Here is a 17971-nt window from a genome sequence, read left to right as displayed (position 1 = left end):
ATGGACTTCACCCCGACCGAGGAGCAGGAGGCCGCCCGGGACCTGGCCGCGCGGATCTTCGGCGACCTCGCCACCCACGAGCGGCTCGCGGCGGCCGGCACCGGCAGCGACCCCGAGCTGTGGAAGGCGCTCTGCGCCGCCGGACTCCCCGGAGCCGTCGAGGAGACCGGGCTCCTCGGGCTCGTGCTCCTCCTGGAGGAGCAGGGGCGCAGGACCGCGCAGGTCCCGCTCGCCGCGACCTGTGTGTACGGGATCCTCGCCGTCGCCCGGCACGGCACCGAGGAGCAGCGCGCCCGGCTCCTGCCGGGTCTTCGCGACGGCACGGCGGTGACGACGGGCGCCTTCCCCGCGACCGGTGGGGTCGTGGCGCACGAGGGGAGGCTGAGCGGGGCCGTGCCGTGGGTGCCGTGGCTCAGGGACGCCACCCACGTCCTCGTGGCGGACGCGGAGCACGGGCTGTGGCTCGTCCGGACGGAGGACGCGGCCGGCACCGGGACCGTCGAGCTGACCGCGCCCTGGTCCGCGGGGCGGCTCGTGCTCGACGGCACGACGGCGGAGCGGCTGGGCCCCGACCCGGGGGCGGGTGCCGGCTCCGGGGCCTATGCGGACGTGCTGGCCGCCGCGCGGGTCGCCTTCGCCGGGCTCCAGGCCGGGGTGTGCGCGGGGTCGCTCGCCAGGGCCGTGGAGTACACCTCCGTCCGCGAGCAGTTCGGGCGCCCGCTCTCCACCCACCAGGCGGTCCAGCTGCGCGCCGCCGACGCCCACATGGACATCGAGGCCATCCGGGTCACGGCCTACGAGGCGGCCTGGCGCCACGACGAGGGCCTGGACGCCGGCGAGGCCGCGCTGACCGCCGCCTGGTGGGCGTCCGAGGCGGGCAAGCGGGTCGTGCACACCGGGCAGCACCTCCACGGCGGCATGGGCGCCGACCTCGACCACCCCGTCCACCGGCACTTCCTGTGGGGCCGGCAGCTCGACGCGTACCTGGGCTGCGGCACCGAACTCCTCGCCGAACTCGGCGACCTGCTCGCGAAGGGAGACCCGTCATGAAGCCCGGGGAAGAGCTGCCGCCGCTCACGATCCCGATCACCCGCACCCTGATCGTCGCCGGGGCCGTGGCCTCACGCGACTTCCAGGACGTGCACCACGACGCCGAGCTGGCCCGGGAGAAGGGCTCCCCGGACATCTTCATGAACATCCTCACGACCAACGGACTCGTCGGTCGGTACATCACGGACCACTTCGGCCCCGGCGCGGTCCTCCGCAGGGTCGCCATCCGGCTCGGCGCCCCCAACTACCCCGGGGACACCATGACCCTGACCGGGACGGTCGCCGAGGTGGCCGGGGACACGGCCACGGTCCGGGTCGTCGGGGCGAACGACCTGGGCAACCACGTCACCGGGACGGTCACCGTCACCGTGGAGGTGGCGCGATGAGCGTCCGCACCAGGGACGGCCTCGGCGGGCGGGCGGCCGTCGTCGGCATCGGGGCGACGGAGTTCTCCAAGGACTCGGGCCGCAGCGAGCTCTCCCTCGCCGCCGAGGCGGTACGGGCCGCCCTCGACGACGCCGGACTCACCCCCGGCGACGTCGACGGCATGGTCACCTTCACCATGGACACCAACCCCGAGATCACCGTCGCCCAGGCCGCCGGGATCGGCGAGCTGTCCTTCTTCTCCCGCGTGCACTACGGAGGCGGGGCCGCCTGCGCCACCGTCCAGCAGGCCGCGCTCGCCGTGGCCGGCGGGGTCGCCGAAGTCGTCGTCTGCTACCGGGCGTTCAACGAGCGGTCCGGTCGCCGCTTCGGATCCGGCGTCCAGCAGCGTGAGCCCTCCGCCGAGGGCGCCGCGCTCGGCTGGCAGCTTCCCTTCGGGCTGCTCACCCCGGCCTCCTGGGTCGCGATGGCCGCCCAGCGGTACCTCCACACCTACGGGCTGACCCCGGATGCCTTCGGGCACGTCGCCGTCACCGACCGGCGGCACGCGGCGAGCAACCCCGCCGCGTACTTCCACGGGAAGCCGATCACCCTCGCCGACCATGCCGCCTCGCGCTGGATCGTCGAGCCGCTGCGGCTCCTCGACTGCTGCCAGGAGACCGACGGCGGCCAGGCGATCGTGGTCACCTCCGTCGAGCGCGCCCGCGACCTGCCCAAGCCGCCCGCCGTGATCCTGGCGGCCGCGCAGGGCGCCGGACGCAAGCAGGAGGCCATGACCAGCTTCTACCGGGACGAGTTGACCGGGCTGCCGGAGATGGGCGTCGTCGCCCGGCAGCTCTGGCGGACCTCCGGCCTCGCGCCGGCCGACATCGACGTGGCCGTCCTCTACGACCACTTCACGCCGTTCGTGCTGATGCAGCTGGAGGAGTTCGGCTTCTGCGGTCCGGGGGAGGCGGCGGACTTCGTCGCGGCCGACGCGGTCCCGCTGAACACCCACGGCGGGCAGCTCGGGGAGGCCTATCTGCACGGCATGAACGGCATCGCGGAGGCGGTGCGGCAACTGCGCGGGACGTCCGTGAACCAGATACCCGGCGCGGCCCGGACCTTGGTCACGGCGGGCACCGGGGTTCCCACGTCCGGGTTGATCCTGGGCACGGACGGCTGACCCGACGGCCCCAGCGGTGGCCGGGCGGGGCGGGCGGCTCTTCACTCGCGCCATGAGCACAAACGCACCGCCCTCGCCCGAGCCTTCGTCCTCGACCCCGCACCCGCACCCGCCGTCGCCTTCGTCCTCGACCCCGCACCCGCCGTCGTCCTCGTCCGTCCGGCCGCCGTGCGCACGGTCCGCGCCGCCTCCCGGGGCGCGGGCCGTGGCCGCCGCCCTGCTGGCGGCGATGGCCGGCGTGGCGCTCCTCACCGGTCCGGCCGGGGCCTCGGCCGTGGCGCCGCCCGCCCCGGCGTCCCCGGCCCTCCCCCCGACCGGACCCGAGGCCGCCGCGCCTGCCGCCCCCGCCGGACCCGACACCACCAGGCCCGACGCAGCCCCCGCCCCCGCGCCCGTCGCCCCCGCCCCCGGTGCGGCCGCCCCCGCCGACGCGCCCGTGCCGCCCCCGGCCGCGCCGCGCTTCGCGGGCAAGGCCTTCGACACCTGTGAGGCGCCGTCCCTCGCGGTGATGAGGGCGTGGCTCAGGTCCCCGTACCGGGCCGTCGGGGTCTACTTCGGCGGCCGGGGCCGAGGGTGCCCCCGGCAGAAGGAGCTGACGCCCGCCTGGGTCGCCTCGGCCCACGCCATGGGCTGGCGGCTGCTGCCGCTCTTCGTCGGCTCCCAGGCGCCGTGCGTCCACTCCGCGGCGAAGCGGCCGTACGCCATCGGCAGCCGTCCCTGGACCCAGGGCGTGCAGGAGGCGGGCGAGGCGGTGCGGGCGGCGGGGGCCCTGGGGATCGGCACGAGCAGCCCGCTGTACCTGGACATCGAGGCGTTCCGGCTGGAGGACACGCGCTGTGCCGCCACGACCCTCTCCTTCGTCCGCGGCTGGAACCGGGAGGTGCGGCGCCTCGGCTACGTGCCCGGCTACTACAGCAGCGCCGACACCGGGATCCGGCAGATCGAGGAGGAGCGGAAGGCGGGCACGCAGGACCTGCCGTCCGTGATGTGGTTCGCGCGCTGGCGGGGCGCGCCCGCGCTGTACGCGGAGACCTCGCTGCACCCGGAGGCCTGGATGCCGCACGCCCGCATCCACCAGTACGCGGGAAACGTCGCCGAGTCGTACGGAGGACACCGCGTCCTGATCGACCGGAACGCGGTGGACGCTCCGGTCGCCCGCGTGACGGCGGCGGAAACCACCGGTTCGGCCCGGTATCGGCCTGGCCTCGACCCTGACTCCGGTGCGGGGCGACTCCACCCAGAGGAGGTCCGGCCGTCGTCCCTCCTCCAACCTGAGGCGGACCCCGGTTCGGGACCTGGGGCCGATTTGCCGGGCACGGTCCGCTTCTAGCGTGGAGTCATGACTCCGCCACCCTCTGGCCCCGTCTGCACCGGCGCCTCGAAGGCCGCCCTCGGCCATGTGCCGTACCCGTCGTTCTCCTCGTACGTCCGGGCGCGCGGTCCCGTGCTGCTGCGGACGGCGCGCTCCCTGACCGCCAACCCCTGTGACGCCGAGGACCTTCTCCAGACGGCGCTCGCCAAGACGTTCATGGCCTGGGAGCGCATCGAGGACCACCGCGCGCTGGACGGCTACGTCCGCCGCGCGCTGCTGAACACCCGTACGTCGCAGTGGCGCAAGCGGAAGGTCGACGAGTTCGTCTGCGAGGAGCTGCCGGAGCCGGCCGGCCTTCCGGAGCCCGACCCGGCCGAACGGCAGGTGCTGCACGACGCGATGTGGCGCGCGGTGATGAAGTTGCCGGAGCGCCAGCGCCAGATGGTGGTCCTGCGGTACTACGAGGACCTCAGCGAGGCACAGACCGCCGAGGTCCTCGGGGTCTCGGTCGGCACGGTCAAGAGCGCGGTGTCCCGGGCGCTCGGCAAGCTCCGTGAGGACCCGGAACTGACCCCCGTACGGTACGAAGCGGCGTAAGAGACGGCGCCGGACCAGGGGAAGCGGAGGGAAGAGCCGCTTCCGCCAGTGATCACTGGCAATTCACGTACTCCCGGGTAGTGACATACCGCGCGGTACGTGCGCAGAATCTCCACACCCTTTCTGCCACGCCACGTAGCGCCCACCGGGAGGACGCCCCGTGTACAGCACCATGCAGGACGTACAGCTGACCGTGAGCCGCATCCTCAAGCACGGGATGACGATCCACGGAAAGTCCACCATCACCACCTGGACGGGTGAGCCCGAACCGCACCGCCGCTCCTTCGCGGAGGCCGGCGCCCGCGCGCACCAGCTGGCCAACGCCCTGCGCGACGAACTCGGGGTGACCGGCGACCAGCGCGTCGCGACCCTGATGTGGAACAACTCCGAGCACGTCGAGGCCTACTTCGCGATCCCCTCCATGGGCGCGGTCCTCCACACCCTCAACCTGCGCCTTCCCCCCGAGCAGCTCGTGTGGATCGTCAACCACGCCGCCGACCGGGTCGTCCTCGTCAACGGCTCCCTGCTGCCGCTCCTCGTCCCGCTGCTCCCGCACCTTCCGACGGTCGAGCACATCGTCGTCGCGGGCCCCGGGGACCGCTCCGGCCTGGAGGGCGTCGCGCCGCGCGTCCACGACTACGAGGAGCTGATCGCCGGCCGTCCGACCACGTACGACTGGCCCGAGCTCGACGAGCGTTCGGCCGCGGCCATGTGCTACACCTCGGGCACCACCGGCGACCCCAAGGGCGTCGTGTACTCCCACCGGTCGATCTACCTGCACTCCATGCAGGTGAACATGGCCGAGTCGATGGCCCTGACCGACCGGGACACGACCCTCGTCGTCGTGCCGCAGTTCCACGTCAACGCCTGGGGCCTGCCGCACGCCACCTTCATGACCGGCATCAACATGCTGATGCCGGACCGGTTCCTCCAGCCGGCCCCGCTCGCCGAGATGATCGAGCGCGAGCGGCCGAGCCACGCCGCGGCCGTCCCGACCATCTGGCAGGGCCTGCTCGCCGAGGTCACCGCGAACCCCCGCGACCTCTCCTCGATGACCCAGGTGACCATCGGCGGCGCGGCCTGCCCGCCCTCCCTCATGGAGGCGTACGACCGGCTCGGCGTCCGCCTCTGCCACGCCTGGGGCATGACCGAGACCTCCCCGCTGGGCACGATGGCCCACCCGCCGGCCGGGCTGAGCGCCGAGGAGGAGTGGCCGTACCGCGTCACGCAGGGGCGTTTCCCCGCCGGCGTCGAGGCGCGGCTCGTCGGCCCCGGCGGCGACCACCTGCCCTGGGACGGAGAGTCGGCGGGCGAGCTGGAGGTCCGCGGCACGTGGATCGCGGGCTCGTACTTCGGCGGCGTCGACGGCGAGGAGATCCGCCCGGCCGACAAGTTCAGCGAGGACGGCTGGCTGAAGACGGGTGACGTCGGTGTGATCAGCCCCGACGGCTTCCTCACCCTCACCGACCGCGCGAAGGACGTCATCAAGTCCGGCGGCGAGTGGATTTCGAGCGTCGACCTGGAGAACGCGCTCATGGCGCACCCGGAGGTCGCCGAGGCCGCCGTCGTCGCCGTGCCGGACGAGAAGTGGGGCGAGCGCCCGCTCGCGACGGTCGTCCTCAAGGACGGCGCCACGGCCGACTACGAGACGCTGCGGTCCTTCCTCGCCGCCGAGGGCGGCATCGCCAAGTGGCAGCTTCCGGAGCGCTGGGCGATCGTGCCGGCGGTGCCGAAGACGAGCGTCGGCAAGTTCGACAAGAAGGTCATCCGCAGGCAGTACGCGGAGGGCGAGCTGGAAGTGACGGAGCTGTAGCCGAGGCCGGCAGCGGACGAGGAGCGGGGGAGGGCGGCTGCCCTCCCCCGCTCCTCTGCCGCCGTACCGCTAGGGCCTGTCTTTCGGATCAGGCCGGGCTCGCGGGGTCTGGCACGCACGCTCGCCGCGTTGTCGTCGGTCGTCCACGTCCCCCGCAGCCCTTCGGGCACGGGGGTGCCCCCACCGCGTTGACTCCCTCCTCCGCCTTGCGATCGCACGCACCAGACCCGCTCCCTGATCCGGCCTGATCCAAAAGACAGGCCCTAGTTGGTGCCGATCTTCGCGAGCAGGTCGACGATCCGGGCCTGGACCTCGGTGCTGTTCGACCGCTCGGCGAGGAAGAGGACCGTCTCGCCGGAGGACAGCTTCGGCAGCTCCTCCTCGTCGAGGTCGGCCGAGGTGTAGACGACGAGCGGCGTACGGTTCAACTGCCCGTTCGCGCGCAGCCAGTCGATGATCCCGGCCCGTCGGCGACGGACCTGCATCAGGTCCATGACGACGAGGTTCGGCCGGGTCTCCGTGGCCAGCGCGACCGCTTCGGTGTCCGTCGCCGCCCGCGCGACCTGCATCCCGCGCCGCTCCAGGGTGGCGGCGAGCGCCGCCGCGATGTCGTCGTGCTCCTCGATCAGCAGGACCCGGGACGGGTGCTGCTCGCTGTCGCGGGGCGCGAGCGCCTTGAGGAGCACGGCGGGGTCGGCGCCGTACGCGGCCTCCCGGGTCGCCTGCCCGAGGCCGGCCGCCAGCAGCACGGGCACCTCGGCCGCGACGGCGGCCTGACGCAGCGACTGGAGCGCGGTACGGGTGATGGGCCCGGTCAGCGGGTCGACGAAGAGCGCGGCGGGGAAGGCGGCGATCTGGGCGTCGACCTCCTCGCGCGAGTGCACGATCACCGGGCGGTAGCCGCGGTCGCTGAGCGCCTGCTGGGTGGAGACGTCGGGCGCGGGCCAGACGAGCAGCCGGCGCGGGTTGTCGAGCGGCTCGGGCGGCAGCTCGTCGTCGACGGGCCGCGGCGCGGGCCGGTTGGCGACCTCGATCGCGCCGCCGGGACCGTCGAGCGGCTCGGGCCCTTCGGCAGAGCCCTCGGCGGGCGCCCCTATGGCGTAGGCGCGGCCCTCGGGCGCGGCCGGGGCGAGCCCGAGCGCCGCCTCGGGTGCGGACTGCGGGTGCGGCTTGGCCGTGGTGTCGGCGGCCGCCGGTACGGGGATCGCCGCCGGCACCGGCGGGTCGACCTCCGGCGGGGTCGCCAGCTTGCGCCGCCGCCCGGAGGGGGCGGGGGCGGCCGGTGCGGCGGGGGCCGCGGCCGGAGCAACCGGAGTGACGGGCGCGGCGGACACGACGGACGCGACGGGAGCGGCGGGCGTGGCGGGCGTGGCCGTCGGCGGGACGAAGGGAACGCCCTGCCCGAGGGTGCGCACGCTGAACGCCCGCCCCTGGGTCGAGTCCTTCGTGTCCCGGGACTCCTGTGGCATGGGCAGTTCGGGCGGCAGCGGTACGGAACCGGTGCCGGACTGCGGTGCGGGCGCGGGGAGCGCGGCCGGGACCGCGCCCGGCAGCGGGGTCGACGACGCCGGTACGGGCGCCGGCGGTGCCATCGCGCGACGCCGGCCGCTCGGCTCGGGCAGCGGCTGAGGCTGCTGCGCGAGGTGCGGATGGGGCTGCGGGGGCGTGTGGTCGGAGCCCGGGACGCCGCGTACGGCCTCGTGCTGCGCCTCGTCGGAGACGGGCAGCGCGACGGCACCCGGAACCGGAGCCGGAAGCGGCGCGGGCGCCGGCATCGGAGCGGGTACGGGAACCATGCCCGGGTCGGCGGACTCGGGGCGGTCCGCGTCGGCCGGCGGGAGCGCGAAGGGCGTGCGGGGACCGGCGTCGGCCGCGGCGGCCCGCTCCTGGGCGGCGGCGAGGGCCCGGCGCCGGCGCCCGCTCGGCGGGGCGACCGGTGCGTCCGCTTCGGAGGCGACGGCCGGCAGGGCCAGGGCAGGGCCGTGCGCGGGCGCGGGCACGGCGGCGACCAGGTGCTCGGCGGCGGCGACGCCCTGCGGAGGCACGGCGGCGCCCAGTGCGGCCCGCCCCTGAGCGCCCTCGGCGGCGGTCACCACGGAGCCCTCGGCGGGCCGGCCCCGGCGCCGGCCGGTGGGCTCGACGGGCGGGGCGGAGGGCAGGGCGACGGGCCCCCCGGAGGGCAGGGCGGCGGCCGGGAGCGCTGGCACGGCGGAGCCGTCGGCACCGGCGTTCTGCTGGGCCGGGATCAGCTCGGCGCTGCCGGACGCCTCGCTCGTACGGGCACGGCGGCGCCCGCCCGGCTGCTCGGCGCCCTCAGGGGCGACCGGGCTCTCCAGGAAGGCGTCGGTGGAGGCGCGCCGCGCACGCCGCCGTCCGCCGCCCGAGGTCTCGGCCTCCGCACCCGTGGCCTGCGCGGGCAGGGCGGGCAGTTCCCGTGCACCGGAGTCCTGTGCTTCCGCACCGGGAGCGGACGAGGAGGAAGCGGGCGAGGCGGCGTCGGAGGGCGGAACGTCGGACGAGGGAGCGTCGGGCGTACGGGCGGCCGCGGGAACCGTGCCCCGCCCGGCCCCGACCGGGACCTCCAGGACATACGCGCCGCCGCTCGTCCCCGGCACCTCGTGGGTCTGCACGACACCGCCGTGCGCCGCCACGATCCCGCGCACGACGGGCCCGTGGACCGGGTCGCCGCCCGTGTACGGACCGCGGACCTCGATGCGTACGACGTCTCCGCGCTGGGCGGCCGCGACGACGATCGTGGAGTCGGCCGGCCCGGCGCCCGGCGCGGCGGCCCGGTTCTGGCCGGTCGCGTCGACGCCGGCGACGTCCGCGACGAGGTGCGCGAGCGCGGTCGCGAGCCGCTCGGGGTCGACCTCGGCCTCGATCGGCGGCGCGTGCACGGCGAACTGCGCGCGGCCGGGCCCGATCAGCTCGACGGCCGCGTCGATGCCGGCGGTCACGACCCCGTCGAGCAGCGCGACGCGCCGGTCGAGCTCCTCCGTGCCCGCGTCGAGGCGCTGGTAGGCCAGGACGTTGTCCACGAGAGCCGTCATCCGGGCGTACCCGGCGGTCAGGTGGTGCAGCACCTGGTTGGCCTCGGGCCACAGCTGCCCGGCGTCGTCGGCGGCGAGCGCGCCCAGCCGGCCGCGCAGCTCCTCCAGCGGGCCGCGCAGCGACTCGGCCAGGACGGCGGTCAGCTGCTCGTGCCGGGCGGCCAGCGAGGCGTACCGCTCCTGCTGCTCCTCCCGCTCGACGGCGTGCCGCTCGGCGCGGTCGGCGAGCTCGGCGGCGTGGCGCTCGGTCCGCTCGGCGAGCTCGGCGGTGTGCTCCTCGACGAGCTGCTCGTACGGCCTGCGGTCGGTGAAGGTCATCACGGCGCCGACGAGCTGGTCGCCGTCCCGCACGGGCGCGGTCGTGAGGTCGACCGGCACCCGGTCGCCCTTCTTCGCCCACAGCACCTGTCCGCGGACGCGGTGCTTGCGCCCGGACTTGAGGGTGTCGGCGAGCGGGGACTCCTCGTACGGGAAGGGCTCGCCGTCGGCGCGGGTGGCGAGGATCAGCGGGTGCAGCTCCTGGCCGCCGAGCTCACCGGCGCGGTAGCCGAGGATCTGCGCGGCGGCGGGGTTGACGAGGACGACCCGGCCGTCGGTGTCCGTGCCGACGACGCCCTCGGCGGCGGCGCGCAGGATCATCTCGGTCTGGCGCTGCGAGCGGGCGAGTTCGGCCTCGGTGTCGAGGGTTCCGGTGAGGTCCCGGACGACGAGCATGAGGAGTTCGTCGCCGGTGTAGCCGCTGTAGGAGTCGTAGGCCTCGCGGCCGTCCTCCAGGCTGGCGCTGGTGACCTCGACGGGGAACTCGCCGCCGTCCGTCCGGCGGGCGATCATCCGGGTCGGCTTGGTGCGGCCGCGCTCGTCGGTGCCTTCGGGGCGGCGCATGGAGCCGGGAATGAGGCGGGAGTCGAAGTCGGGCAGCAGGTCGAGGAGACCACGGCCGACGAGTGCGGTGCCGGGCGTCTCGAACATGCCGAGGGCGATCGTGTTGGCGTTGACGACCGTGCCGTTGCAATTGACGAGCACGAGGCCGTCGGGGAGGGCGTCGAGTATGGCTGCGAGGCGAGCAGCGCCTCGGGATGGCCTGCTGCTCACGACGACGGTTCCTCCCTGACCCACTGCACGTGCTTGCCTGTCGGCAGGCGGGCCCCATCTTGCCTCTCGGGCCGCAGCCTGTCACTGAGGGAGTCTAAGGGAGCCGCCGCCCGCCGTTCGTTGCGAGAGCCGATGCCGGAGACATCTCCGGAGTTGTCCCCGGAGTCATCGCCCCAGGATGGGGAGCACCGGCTGGAGCTCGGTCCAGCGGTTGATCTCGCAGCCGTTGACGCGGGAGAACCGGGCGTCGATCTTGCGGCCCTGCCAGGTTCCGGTGACGTGTGCGACGGCGGGGCCGCCGTACACCTGGGTGCAGAGGGCGTCCTGCGGGACGGCCTCGAACGGGTTCGTGCCCGCCTTCGCGTGGTCCTCCAGCCGCGCGCAGGCGTCCTCGGCGGCCGGGTGTGTCCCGCCGGCCGGGTCGTCGCAGGTCAGCTCGAAGGTGCCGTCGGCGCCGGGATGCCCGCTCTCGGCGACGGTCACGGTCAGCGTGTCGGGCGGGGAGAGCAGGGGCAGCGGCGGCAGGGGGCCGAACCCGGAGGTCCCGGCGGTGGCGGCGGCGGTGGCGAGGGTCGCGAGGACGAGGCGGCGCAGCATGCGGATCTCCTGGAACGGCGGTGCGAGGCGTAGGACACGGCCCTCCCCCTCTAACGCTCCGGGCGCCGGGGCGTTGCGCAAGCGGGGTGCGCCGGGTGGGCGGCGCGGTCGTGGACCACGGGGCGCGCGGCGTGGCCGGGGCGCGCAGTGCTTTGCCCTGGACCCCGGAGGCCTAGTACGGTGAGAATCGATTGGTGACAGCCGGTTCGCCTGTGTCATCATCTGCACGCACCAACCGCGTATGCGCGAGGTGCATGGAGGCGTCGCCTAGTCCGGTCTATGGCGCCGCACTGCTAATGCGGTTTGGGTCTTAAAGCCCATCGAGGGTTCAAATCCCTCCGCCTCCGCCCCTACCGAAGCCCTGGCCCCACGGCCGGGGCTTCGGCCGTTTCCGGCCCTGCACACGGGGCGCGTGTGACCCCGGTCTCTTTCTGCCTGTTTCTGCCCCGCGAACCCCGCTGCGCCCGCTCCGTCCGCAGGCTCCCCACCACGCCGCTGAGCGACGTTTTCGCAGGTCACAAGGGGTGGGGTGAATGGATTTCACATGACGGCGGCAGTCATGTAATGTTCTTCCTGTCGCCGCGAGCGGGCCGAAAGGCCGGGGAGCGAAGACAGAAAACAGAACAAGCACTCGTAGCTTAACGGATAGAGCATCTGACTACGGATCAGAAGGTTGCAGGTTCGAATCCTGCCGAGTGCACACAGGTGAGAGGCCCGGACGAGAGTCCGGGCCTCTTGCGTTGCGTGGCCCTGCGGCGGCGGACGGCGGTGGCATGACGTCGAGTCCGGGGCGGTGACCGGTCGATGCAGTGTTCATCTGCGGTCCCTTGCGTCATGGTGCGGCGAGGTCTGATGATCGTGTTTTCTCATCATCAGTGGGGGTTCGGACATGGCACTCTTCGGGAACGCGCACGCGATCGACCCGGCTCAGGCGCAGCAGGACTACGCGCGGCTGCTCGGGCAGGGGGAGCAGGTGCACGCCGCGTACCTGCTGATCCGCGACACGATCTTCTTCACCGACCGGCGTCTCGTGCTCGTCGACAAGCAGGGCATCACCGGCAAGAAGGTCGAGTACCACTCGATCCCGTACCGCAGCATCACGCACTTCGCCGTCGAGACCGCCGGCACCTTCGACCTCGACGCCGAGCTGAAGATCTGGATCTCGGGCAACGCCGTGCCCGTCCAGAAGACCTTCACCAAGGGCGTCGACATCTACGAGGTGCAGGCGATCCTCACGCAGTTCGTCGCCAAGTAGGGGACGGAGCGGAAAGCCCCCGGGTTTCCGGGGGCTTTCCCCATTTTGGGTGAACCTGTCTGATTTGAATGTCAGTTGAATATGCCCTCGGCCTAGCTTGCGAGGTGGAGGTGATGATCGATGGACGCGATCGACATCGATGACATGGTGCACGTCGCCACCGGGGCGCGTCTGAGGCGGCTGACCGCGCCGGACGGGACGCACTGGTTCCCGGTCGTGGACGTGGCGAAGCGGCTCGGGTACCCCGGGACGCGGGCGGCGCTGCGGACGGTCGTGCTGCCCGAGGGCTGCCTCGCGAGGGCCGGGGAGCTCGCAGGGAGCACCGCGATACTCGCCCTCAGCGGCGTCAGAGCCTCGGCGCGCATGGTGAACCTTCCCGGGCTCGTCCAGCTCGTCTCCGCCTGCCGGAGGCCCGAGGCCGGGCCGTTCCGCGCGTGGGTCGCGGAGGTCGTGGCGGCGGTCCAGCGGGACGGCGGCTACGCGCTCGAACCCTCGCCCGTCCACACGGGCTTCCTCCTCCCGCCGGACCTTCTCGACGCCCTCGTACGGCTGGAGGGCGAGTTCGACGAGCAGGCCGCCGCGCACGCCGCCTACGAGGAGCACACCGACCGCGCGGAGCTGCTCCGGGAGACACGCGAGAACCTCGCGAGGGCCGCCGACTCCCTCGCGCGCCTCGCGGTGCCGCAGCAGCGCACCGGCGTCGCCTACACCGCGCTCACCCCGCAGCAGCTCGTCGAGTCCTGGGCCATCACCGGCGACACCCGCACCGTCGCCTGCTGCCTCGCGCCCGCGCTCGTGCGGGGCGGGGTCCGCTATCGGGCGCAGGACGTCACCCTCCGCACCGGTCTGTCCGGCGAGCGCGTCAGCGACTGCGTCCGGATCCTCCTGGAGCGCGGCTGCATGCGGGAGGTGGGCATCCCGGACCCCGACGGTGCCCGGATCTACGTACTGCCCTGAGGGGGGTGGTCGGGGCGGCGCGCCTCTTGGCCGAGACTGGTCGGAGGAGCGGGGCAGGGAGGCGTGGGCCGGTGGAGTGGTGGTGTCGGGGGCTCGGCTGGGCCGGTGGCGTGCCCGGGCTGCGATGGCGCGGTGGTCGCGTGAGCACCCTCGCGTACGGGCAGGAGCTCGGGTTCCGAGCCGTCGGCGTGCGGCGTTGCCCCGGGGCCCGGGGCAACCCCTGCCCCCTGGAGGCCGCCGTGTCCGGGCGGGCCACCGGCGGGCGGTGCGCCGAGTGCGCGCGGCTCGACCGGGCCCACTCGGTCGCCGCGGACACCCTGCTCGACGACCCGCAGCCGTACCGCGTCTACCTCGCCTGGTTCGGGCCCGGTATGACCAAGGTCGGGATCACCGCCGAGGCCCGGGGTGAGGCCCGGCTCCTGGAGCAGGGCGCCGTCGCGTTCAGCTGGCTCGGGCGGGGGCCCCTCATGGCCGCGCGCCGGACCGAGGAGGTGCTGCGGCAGGCCCTCGGCGTGCCCGACCGGATCGCGTACGAGCGGAAGCGGGCCGTACGGCACGTCCTGCCGGACACCGAGGACCGTGCCCGTGAAGTGGCGGAGCTGCACCGGCGCGCGCGTGCGGTCGGGGGGTGGACGGAGACCCTGGAACCGCTGGACTTCGTCCCCCGCGACCATGTCGGCGCCTTCCACCTCGACGGGCTGCCGCCGCTCGACGGCACGGTCACCGAACTCGTCGACGGCGGCGTCGTCACCGGGCGGCTGCTCGCCGCCGCCGGTCCCGACCTGCACCTGCTCGATTCCGACGGGCGCTGCGTCGTCCTCGACACCCGGCTCATGGGCGGCTGGGCTCTCCAGGGAGCGGGGGAGGGGGAAGGGGCCGGGTTCACGGTGCCTGTGGCGGCCGTCGCGGCGGCGGAGCCGGAGAGTGCTCAGGGGGAGCTCTTCTGACGGTTCGCAGGACCCGTCGGACGTCCCTCGCCCGTCGGCCACTTCGTAAAGTTCTGGATCCCTTTGGCCTGCGACCGTGGACATCTCGGTCCGGCCCCGGCGAGGGTGATCACATGACTCCGAAGCTGGTGGCGGGCCTGGAACCGCCCTACTACACCGCCGTGTTCACCTCCCTCCGCCCCGAGGACCCCGAGGGTTACGCCGAGACCTCGGACCGCATGGAGGAGCTCGTCGAGAAGGTCCCCGGGTACCTCGGCTCCGAGTCCGCCCGCAATCCCGGCGGAATCGGCATCACCGTCGCCTACTTCCGTGACCTGGAAGCCCTCGACGCCTGGCGCCTCGACTCCGAGCACATGGCCGCCAAGGCGCGCGGGCGGGAGCAGTGGTACGACAGCTACAGCCTCCACATCGGCAGGGTCGAGCGGAGCTACAGCTTTGAGCGGGAGTAGCGAGAGCGACGTCCCGGCGCTGATCGAGCGGCTCGGGATTCCCGGGCTCGTCGATGTGCACACGCACTTCATGCCGCAGAACGTCCTCGACAAGGTCTGGGCCTACTTCGACTCCGCCGGCCCCCTGACGGGCCTGGAGTGGCCCATCACCTACCGCGAGGAGGAGGACCGCCGGCTGGCGATCCTCCGGGGGTTCGGGGCCGTCGCGTTCACCGCGATGCTCTACCCGCACAGGCCCGGCATGGCCGCCTGGCTGAACGCCTGGGCCGCCGACTTCGCCGCCCGCACCCCCGACTGCCTGCACACCGCGACCTTCTTCCCCGAGCCGGGCGCCGACACGTACGTCCGCGAGGCGCTCGACGCCGGTGCCCGTGTCTTCAAGGTCCATCTCCAGGTCGGCGGTTTCGACCCGACGGACCCGCTGCTCGACACCGTGTGGGGAACCCTCGCGGACAGCGGTACTCCCGCCGTCGTCCACTGCGGCTCGGGGCCCACCCCGGGGAAGTTCACCGGACCCGGACCCATGGGCCGGCTGCTCGCGCGGCACCCGAGGCTGCGGGTGATCGTCGCGCACATGGGGATGCCCGAGTACGGCGACTTCCTCACCCTCGCCGAGCGGTACGAGGGCGTGCGCCTCGACACCACCATGGCGTTCACCGACTTCAGCGAGCGGCTCGCGCCCTTCCCGAAGACGGAGTTCGGACGGCTCGCCGAGCTCGGAGACCGGATCCTCCTCGGCTCCGACTTCCCGAACATCCCCTACCCGTACGCCCACCAGCTCCACGCCCTCGAACGCCTCGGGCTCGGGGACGACTGGCTGCGGCGAGTCCTGTACGAGAACGGCGCCGCGCTGTTTCACGTGAAACCGACCCTCTCCCCCTGACCTTCGAGAGGCCTCCGAGGACCGTCGGGTCCTCGCGGGACCTTCGAGGGCTTTCTCAGGGAATTCACAGGAAAGGGAAAGAGGGATCTCAGCGGAGGCGGCGAGCGTGGGCGCATGACCGTCACCACACGCCGCCCCGGCACCCGCGCCGACATGCTCCGTGCCGACGGCACCGCCGTCCGCGTCCTCGTCGTCGACGACGAGGCCTCGCTCGCCGAGCTCCTCTCCATGGCACTCCGCTACGAGGGCTGGCAGGTGCGGAGTGCCGGGGACGGCGCCGCCGCCCTGCGCTCCGTACGCGAGTTCCGGCCCGACGCCGTGATCCTCGACGTGATGCTCCCCGACGCCGACGGGCTCAGCCTGCTGGGCTCGATCCGGCGTGAGCAGCCGGAGGTCCCGGTCCTCTTCCTCACCGCGAAGGACGCGGTCGAGGACCGGATCGCCGGTCTCACCGCCGGCGGCGACGACTACGTCACCAAGCCCTTCAGCCTGGAGGAGGTCGTCGCCCGGCTGCGCGGTCTCATCCGCCGGTCCGGCGCGGCGCAGGCGCGCAGCGAGTCGCAGCTCGTCGTCGGGGACCTGACCCTCGACGAGGACAGCCACGAGGTCACCCGGGGTGGGGACTCGATCCACCTCACCGCGACCGAGTTCGAGCTGCTGCGCTACCTCATGCGCAACCCGCGCCGGGTGCTCAGCAAGGCGCAGATCCTCGACCGCGTCTGGTCGTACGACTTCGGCGGCCAGGCCAACGTCGTCGAGCTCTACATCTCCTACCTGCGCCGGAAGATCGACGCGGGCCGCGCCCCGATGATCCACACCCGGCGCGGGGCCGGGTACCTCATCAAGCCGGGGGAGTAGCCCCCGTGCGTGGACGTGGCAGGCGGCCGTGGTCGCTGCGCACCCGGCTGGTCGTCTCTGCGGTCGCGCTGATCGCGGTCGTCGCGGCCGTGATCGGGACGGTGACGACCATCGCCTTCCGCTCGTACCTGTACGACCAGGCCGACGAGCAGGTGCGGGACGTGTCGAAGCGGGCCGCCGGGCCACCGGCCGACATGCCCCTCGGGCCCGACCCCGGCCCCGGCAAGGACCGGCTCGCGTTCGTCCTGCGCGGCGGCACCCCGGTCGGCACGCTCGGCGCGGAACTGGTGGGCGGGGAGATCACCTCGGCCGGGCACTCGGTGGAGGAGAAGACCGAGGACGGCGGGTTCGACGGGCCGGAGTACCAGGACCTCGACGCCGCCCAGCGGGCCGCCCTCGCCGCCGTCCCCCGCGACAGCCGTCCGCACACCGTCGAACTGCCCGGCGGCCTCGGCTCCTACCGGGTCGCGTACGCGGAGGGCAGCCGCGGCACGTTCCTCATCGGCCTTCCGCTCGCCGAGGTCGAGGACTCCCTCTCCACCCTCGTCCTGGTCGAGCTGAGCGTCACCGGCGCCGGGCTCGTCGCGGCCTCGATCGCCGGGACCGTGCTGGTCCGGGTGGCGCTGCGGCCGCTGCGGCGGGTCGCCGCCACCGCGGGGCAGGTCGCCCGGCTCCCGCTGCACAGCGGCGAGGTGGCGCTCCATCAGCGGGTCCCGGAGACGGAGGCCGATCCACGGACCGAGGTCGGCCAGGTCGGCGCGGCCATCAACCGGATGCTCGACCACGTCCACTCGGCCCTCGACGCCCGCCAGCAGAGCGAGACCCGCGTCCGGCAGTTCGTCGCCGACGCCAGCCACGAGCTGCGCACCCCGCTCGCCTCGATCCGGGGGTACGCGGAGCTGACCCGGCGGGGCCGGGAGGAGTGCGGGCCCGACACCCGGCACGCGCTCGGCCGGATCGAGTCCGAGGCGACCCGGATGACGGGCCTGGTGGAGGACCTCCTGCTGCTCGCGCGGCTCGACGCCGGGCGCCCGCTCTCGTACGAGAGCACCGACGTCGTCCCGCTCGTCGTGGACGCCGTGAGCGATGCCCGCGCCGCGGGACCGGAGCACCACTGGCGCCTCGAACTTCCCGCGGACGGCGAGGCCGTGACCGCACGGGCCGACGGCGCCCGGCTCCAGCAGGTGCTCGTCAACCTCCTCGCCAACGCCCGTACCCACACCCCGGCCGGGACCGAGGTCACCGCCCGCGTCCGGACTGAGCCCGGTGCGGTGCTCGTCGACATCGAGGACGACGGGCCCGGCATCCCGCCCGCGCTCCTGCCCGCCGTCTTCGAACGGTTCGCGCGCGGCGACGCCTCCCGCTCCCGGAACGCGGGATCCACCGGCCTGGGGCTCGCCATCGTCCGGGCGGTCGTGCTCGCGCACGGCGGTGACGTGACCGTCGACAGCACCGCCGGCCGGACCGTCTTCACCGTCCGGCTGCCGCACGCGGCCCCTGCGCAGGAGGCCCACTCCCACCCGGCCCTCGTGTAGGCGTCCCGCTCCCGCCCGATCCCCGCG

General features: G+C 73.8%; 15 protein-coding genes and 2 tRNA genes. 15 read left to right on the top strand and 2 right to left on the bottom strand.

Going from position 1 to position 17971, the window contains the following annotated elements:
* From ACF08F_RS00665 to ACF08F_RS00640, 6 genes are all read left to right on the top strand, one after another.
* Positions 1 to 1050 carry an acyl-CoA dehydrogenase family protein gene (locus ACF08F_RS00665; protein ID WP_392296331.1) on the top strand — a complete coding sequence of 350 codons (1050 nt, stop codon included), beginning with the start codon at positions 1 to 3 and terminating at the stop codon, positions 1048 to 1050.
* Entirely contained in the window at positions 1047 to 1436 is a 390-nt protein-coding gene (locus tag ACF08F_RS00660) for a MaoC family dehydratase (protein ID WP_392296330.1), read from the top strand. Before ACF08F_RS00665 ends, ACF08F_RS00660 begins: the two co-directional genes overlap by 4 nt.
* Entirely contained in the window at positions 1433 to 2599 is a 1167-nt protein-coding gene (locus ACF08F_RS00655; protein ID WP_392296329.1) for a lipid-transfer protein, read from the top strand. The genes ACF08F_RS00660 and ACF08F_RS00655 overlap by 4 nt, the downstream gene beginning before the upstream one ends.
* A 205-nt stretch (positions 2600 to 2804) precedes the next feature.
* Positions 2805 to 3929 carry a DUF1906 domain-containing protein gene (locus ACF08F_RS00650; RefSeq protein WP_392296328.1) on the top strand — a complete coding sequence of 375 codons (1125 nt, stop codon included), beginning with the start codon at positions 2805 to 2807 and terminating at the stop codon, positions 3927 to 3929.
* A 9-nt stretch (positions 3930 to 3938) separates the two neighbouring features.
* Positions 3939 to 4508 carry a SigE family RNA polymerase sigma factor gene (locus ACF08F_RS00645; protein ID WP_392296327.1) on the top strand — a complete coding sequence of 190 codons (570 nt, stop codon included), beginning with the start codon at positions 3939 to 3941 and terminating at the stop codon, positions 4506 to 4508.
* 160 nt (positions 4509 to 4668) lie between these two features.
* Entirely contained in the window at positions 4669 to 6321 is a 1653-nt protein-coding gene (locus ACF08F_RS00640) for a long-chain fatty acid--CoA ligase (RefSeq protein ID WP_392296326.1), read from the top strand.
* Between the two features lie 263 nt (positions 6322 to 6584).
* On the opposite strand, the gene ACF08F_RS00635 is transcribed toward ACF08F_RS00640, so the two are convergent.
* Positions 6585 to 10463, bottom strand: coding sequence for a PAS domain-containing protein (locus ACF08F_RS00635; protein ID WP_392296325.1), 3879 nt, complete (start codon positions 10461 to 10463; stop codon positions 6585 to 6587).
* A gap of 165 nt (positions 10464 to 10628) precedes the next feature.
* Entirely contained in the window at positions 10629 to 11060 is a 432-nt protein-coding gene (locus tag ACF08F_RS00630) for an SSI family serine proteinase inhibitor (protein ID WP_392296324.1), read from the bottom strand.
* Positions 11061 to 11316: 256 nt separating this feature from the next.
* On the opposite strand from ACF08F_RS00630, the gene ACF08F_RS00625 reads away from it, so the two are divergent.
* From ACF08F_RS00625 to ACF08F_RS00585, 9 genes are all read left to right on the top strand, one after another.
* A tRNA-Ser gene (locus tag ACF08F_RS00625) sits at positions 11317 to 11407 on the top strand.
* 280 nt (positions 11408 to 11687) lie between these two features.
* A tRNA-Arg gene (locus ACF08F_RS00620) sits at positions 11688 to 11760 on the top strand.
* Between the two features lie 189 nt (positions 11761 to 11949).
* Positions 11950 to 12315: a PH domain-containing protein gene (locus ACF08F_RS00615; protein WP_056653911.1), complete on the top strand. Its 366-nt coding sequence runs from the start codon at positions 11950 to 11952 to the stop codon at positions 12313 to 12315.
* Positions 12316 to 12435: 120 nt separating this feature from the next.
* Complete coding sequence (locus ACF08F_RS00610) at positions 12436 to 13272, top strand: BRO family protein (RefSeq protein WP_392296323.1); 837 nt, start codon at positions 12436 to 12438, stop codon at positions 13270 to 13272.
* A 71-nt stretch (positions 13273 to 13343) separates the two neighbouring features.
* Positions 13344 to 14219 carry a DUF2797 domain-containing protein gene (locus tag ACF08F_RS00605; protein ID WP_392296322.1) on the top strand — a complete coding sequence of 292 codons (876 nt, stop codon included), beginning with the start codon at positions 13344 to 13346 and terminating at the stop codon, positions 14217 to 14219.
* Between the two features lie 113 nt (positions 14220 to 14332).
* On the top strand, positions 14333 to 14668 hold the full coding sequence (locus tag ACF08F_RS00600; protein ID WP_392296321.1) for an antibiotic biosynthesis monooxygenase family protein: 336 nt from the start codon (positions 14333 to 14335) through the stop codon (positions 14666 to 14668).
* Complete coding sequence (locus tag ACF08F_RS00595) at positions 14655 to 15551, top strand: amidohydrolase family protein (protein ID WP_392296320.1); 897 nt, start codon at positions 14655 to 14657, stop codon at positions 15549 to 15551. Before ACF08F_RS00600 ends, ACF08F_RS00595 begins: the two co-directional genes overlap by 14 nt.
* Positions 15552 to 15665: 114 nt before the next feature.
* A complete protein-coding gene (locus ACF08F_RS00590; RefSeq protein WP_392296319.1) occupies positions 15666 to 16409 on the top strand; it encodes a response regulator transcription factor in 744 nt (247 codons plus the stop codon).
* 5 nt (positions 16410 to 16414) lie between these two features.
* Positions 16415 to 17944 carry a sensor histidine kinase gene (locus ACF08F_RS00585; RefSeq protein WP_392296318.1) on the top strand — a complete coding sequence of 510 codons (1530 nt, stop codon included), beginning with the start codon at positions 16415 to 16417 and terminating at the stop codon, positions 17942 to 17944.
* The last annotated feature ends 27 nt before the right edge of the window (positions 17945 to 17971 follow it).

The organism is Streptomyces sp. NPDC015130 (assembly GCF_043080005.1).
GTDB lineage: Bacteria > Actinomycetota > Actinomycetes > Streptomycetales > Streptomycetaceae > Streptomyces.
Note: the sequence above shows the minus strand (reverse complement) of the source record. Positions and strands in the feature narration are given on the sequence as shown.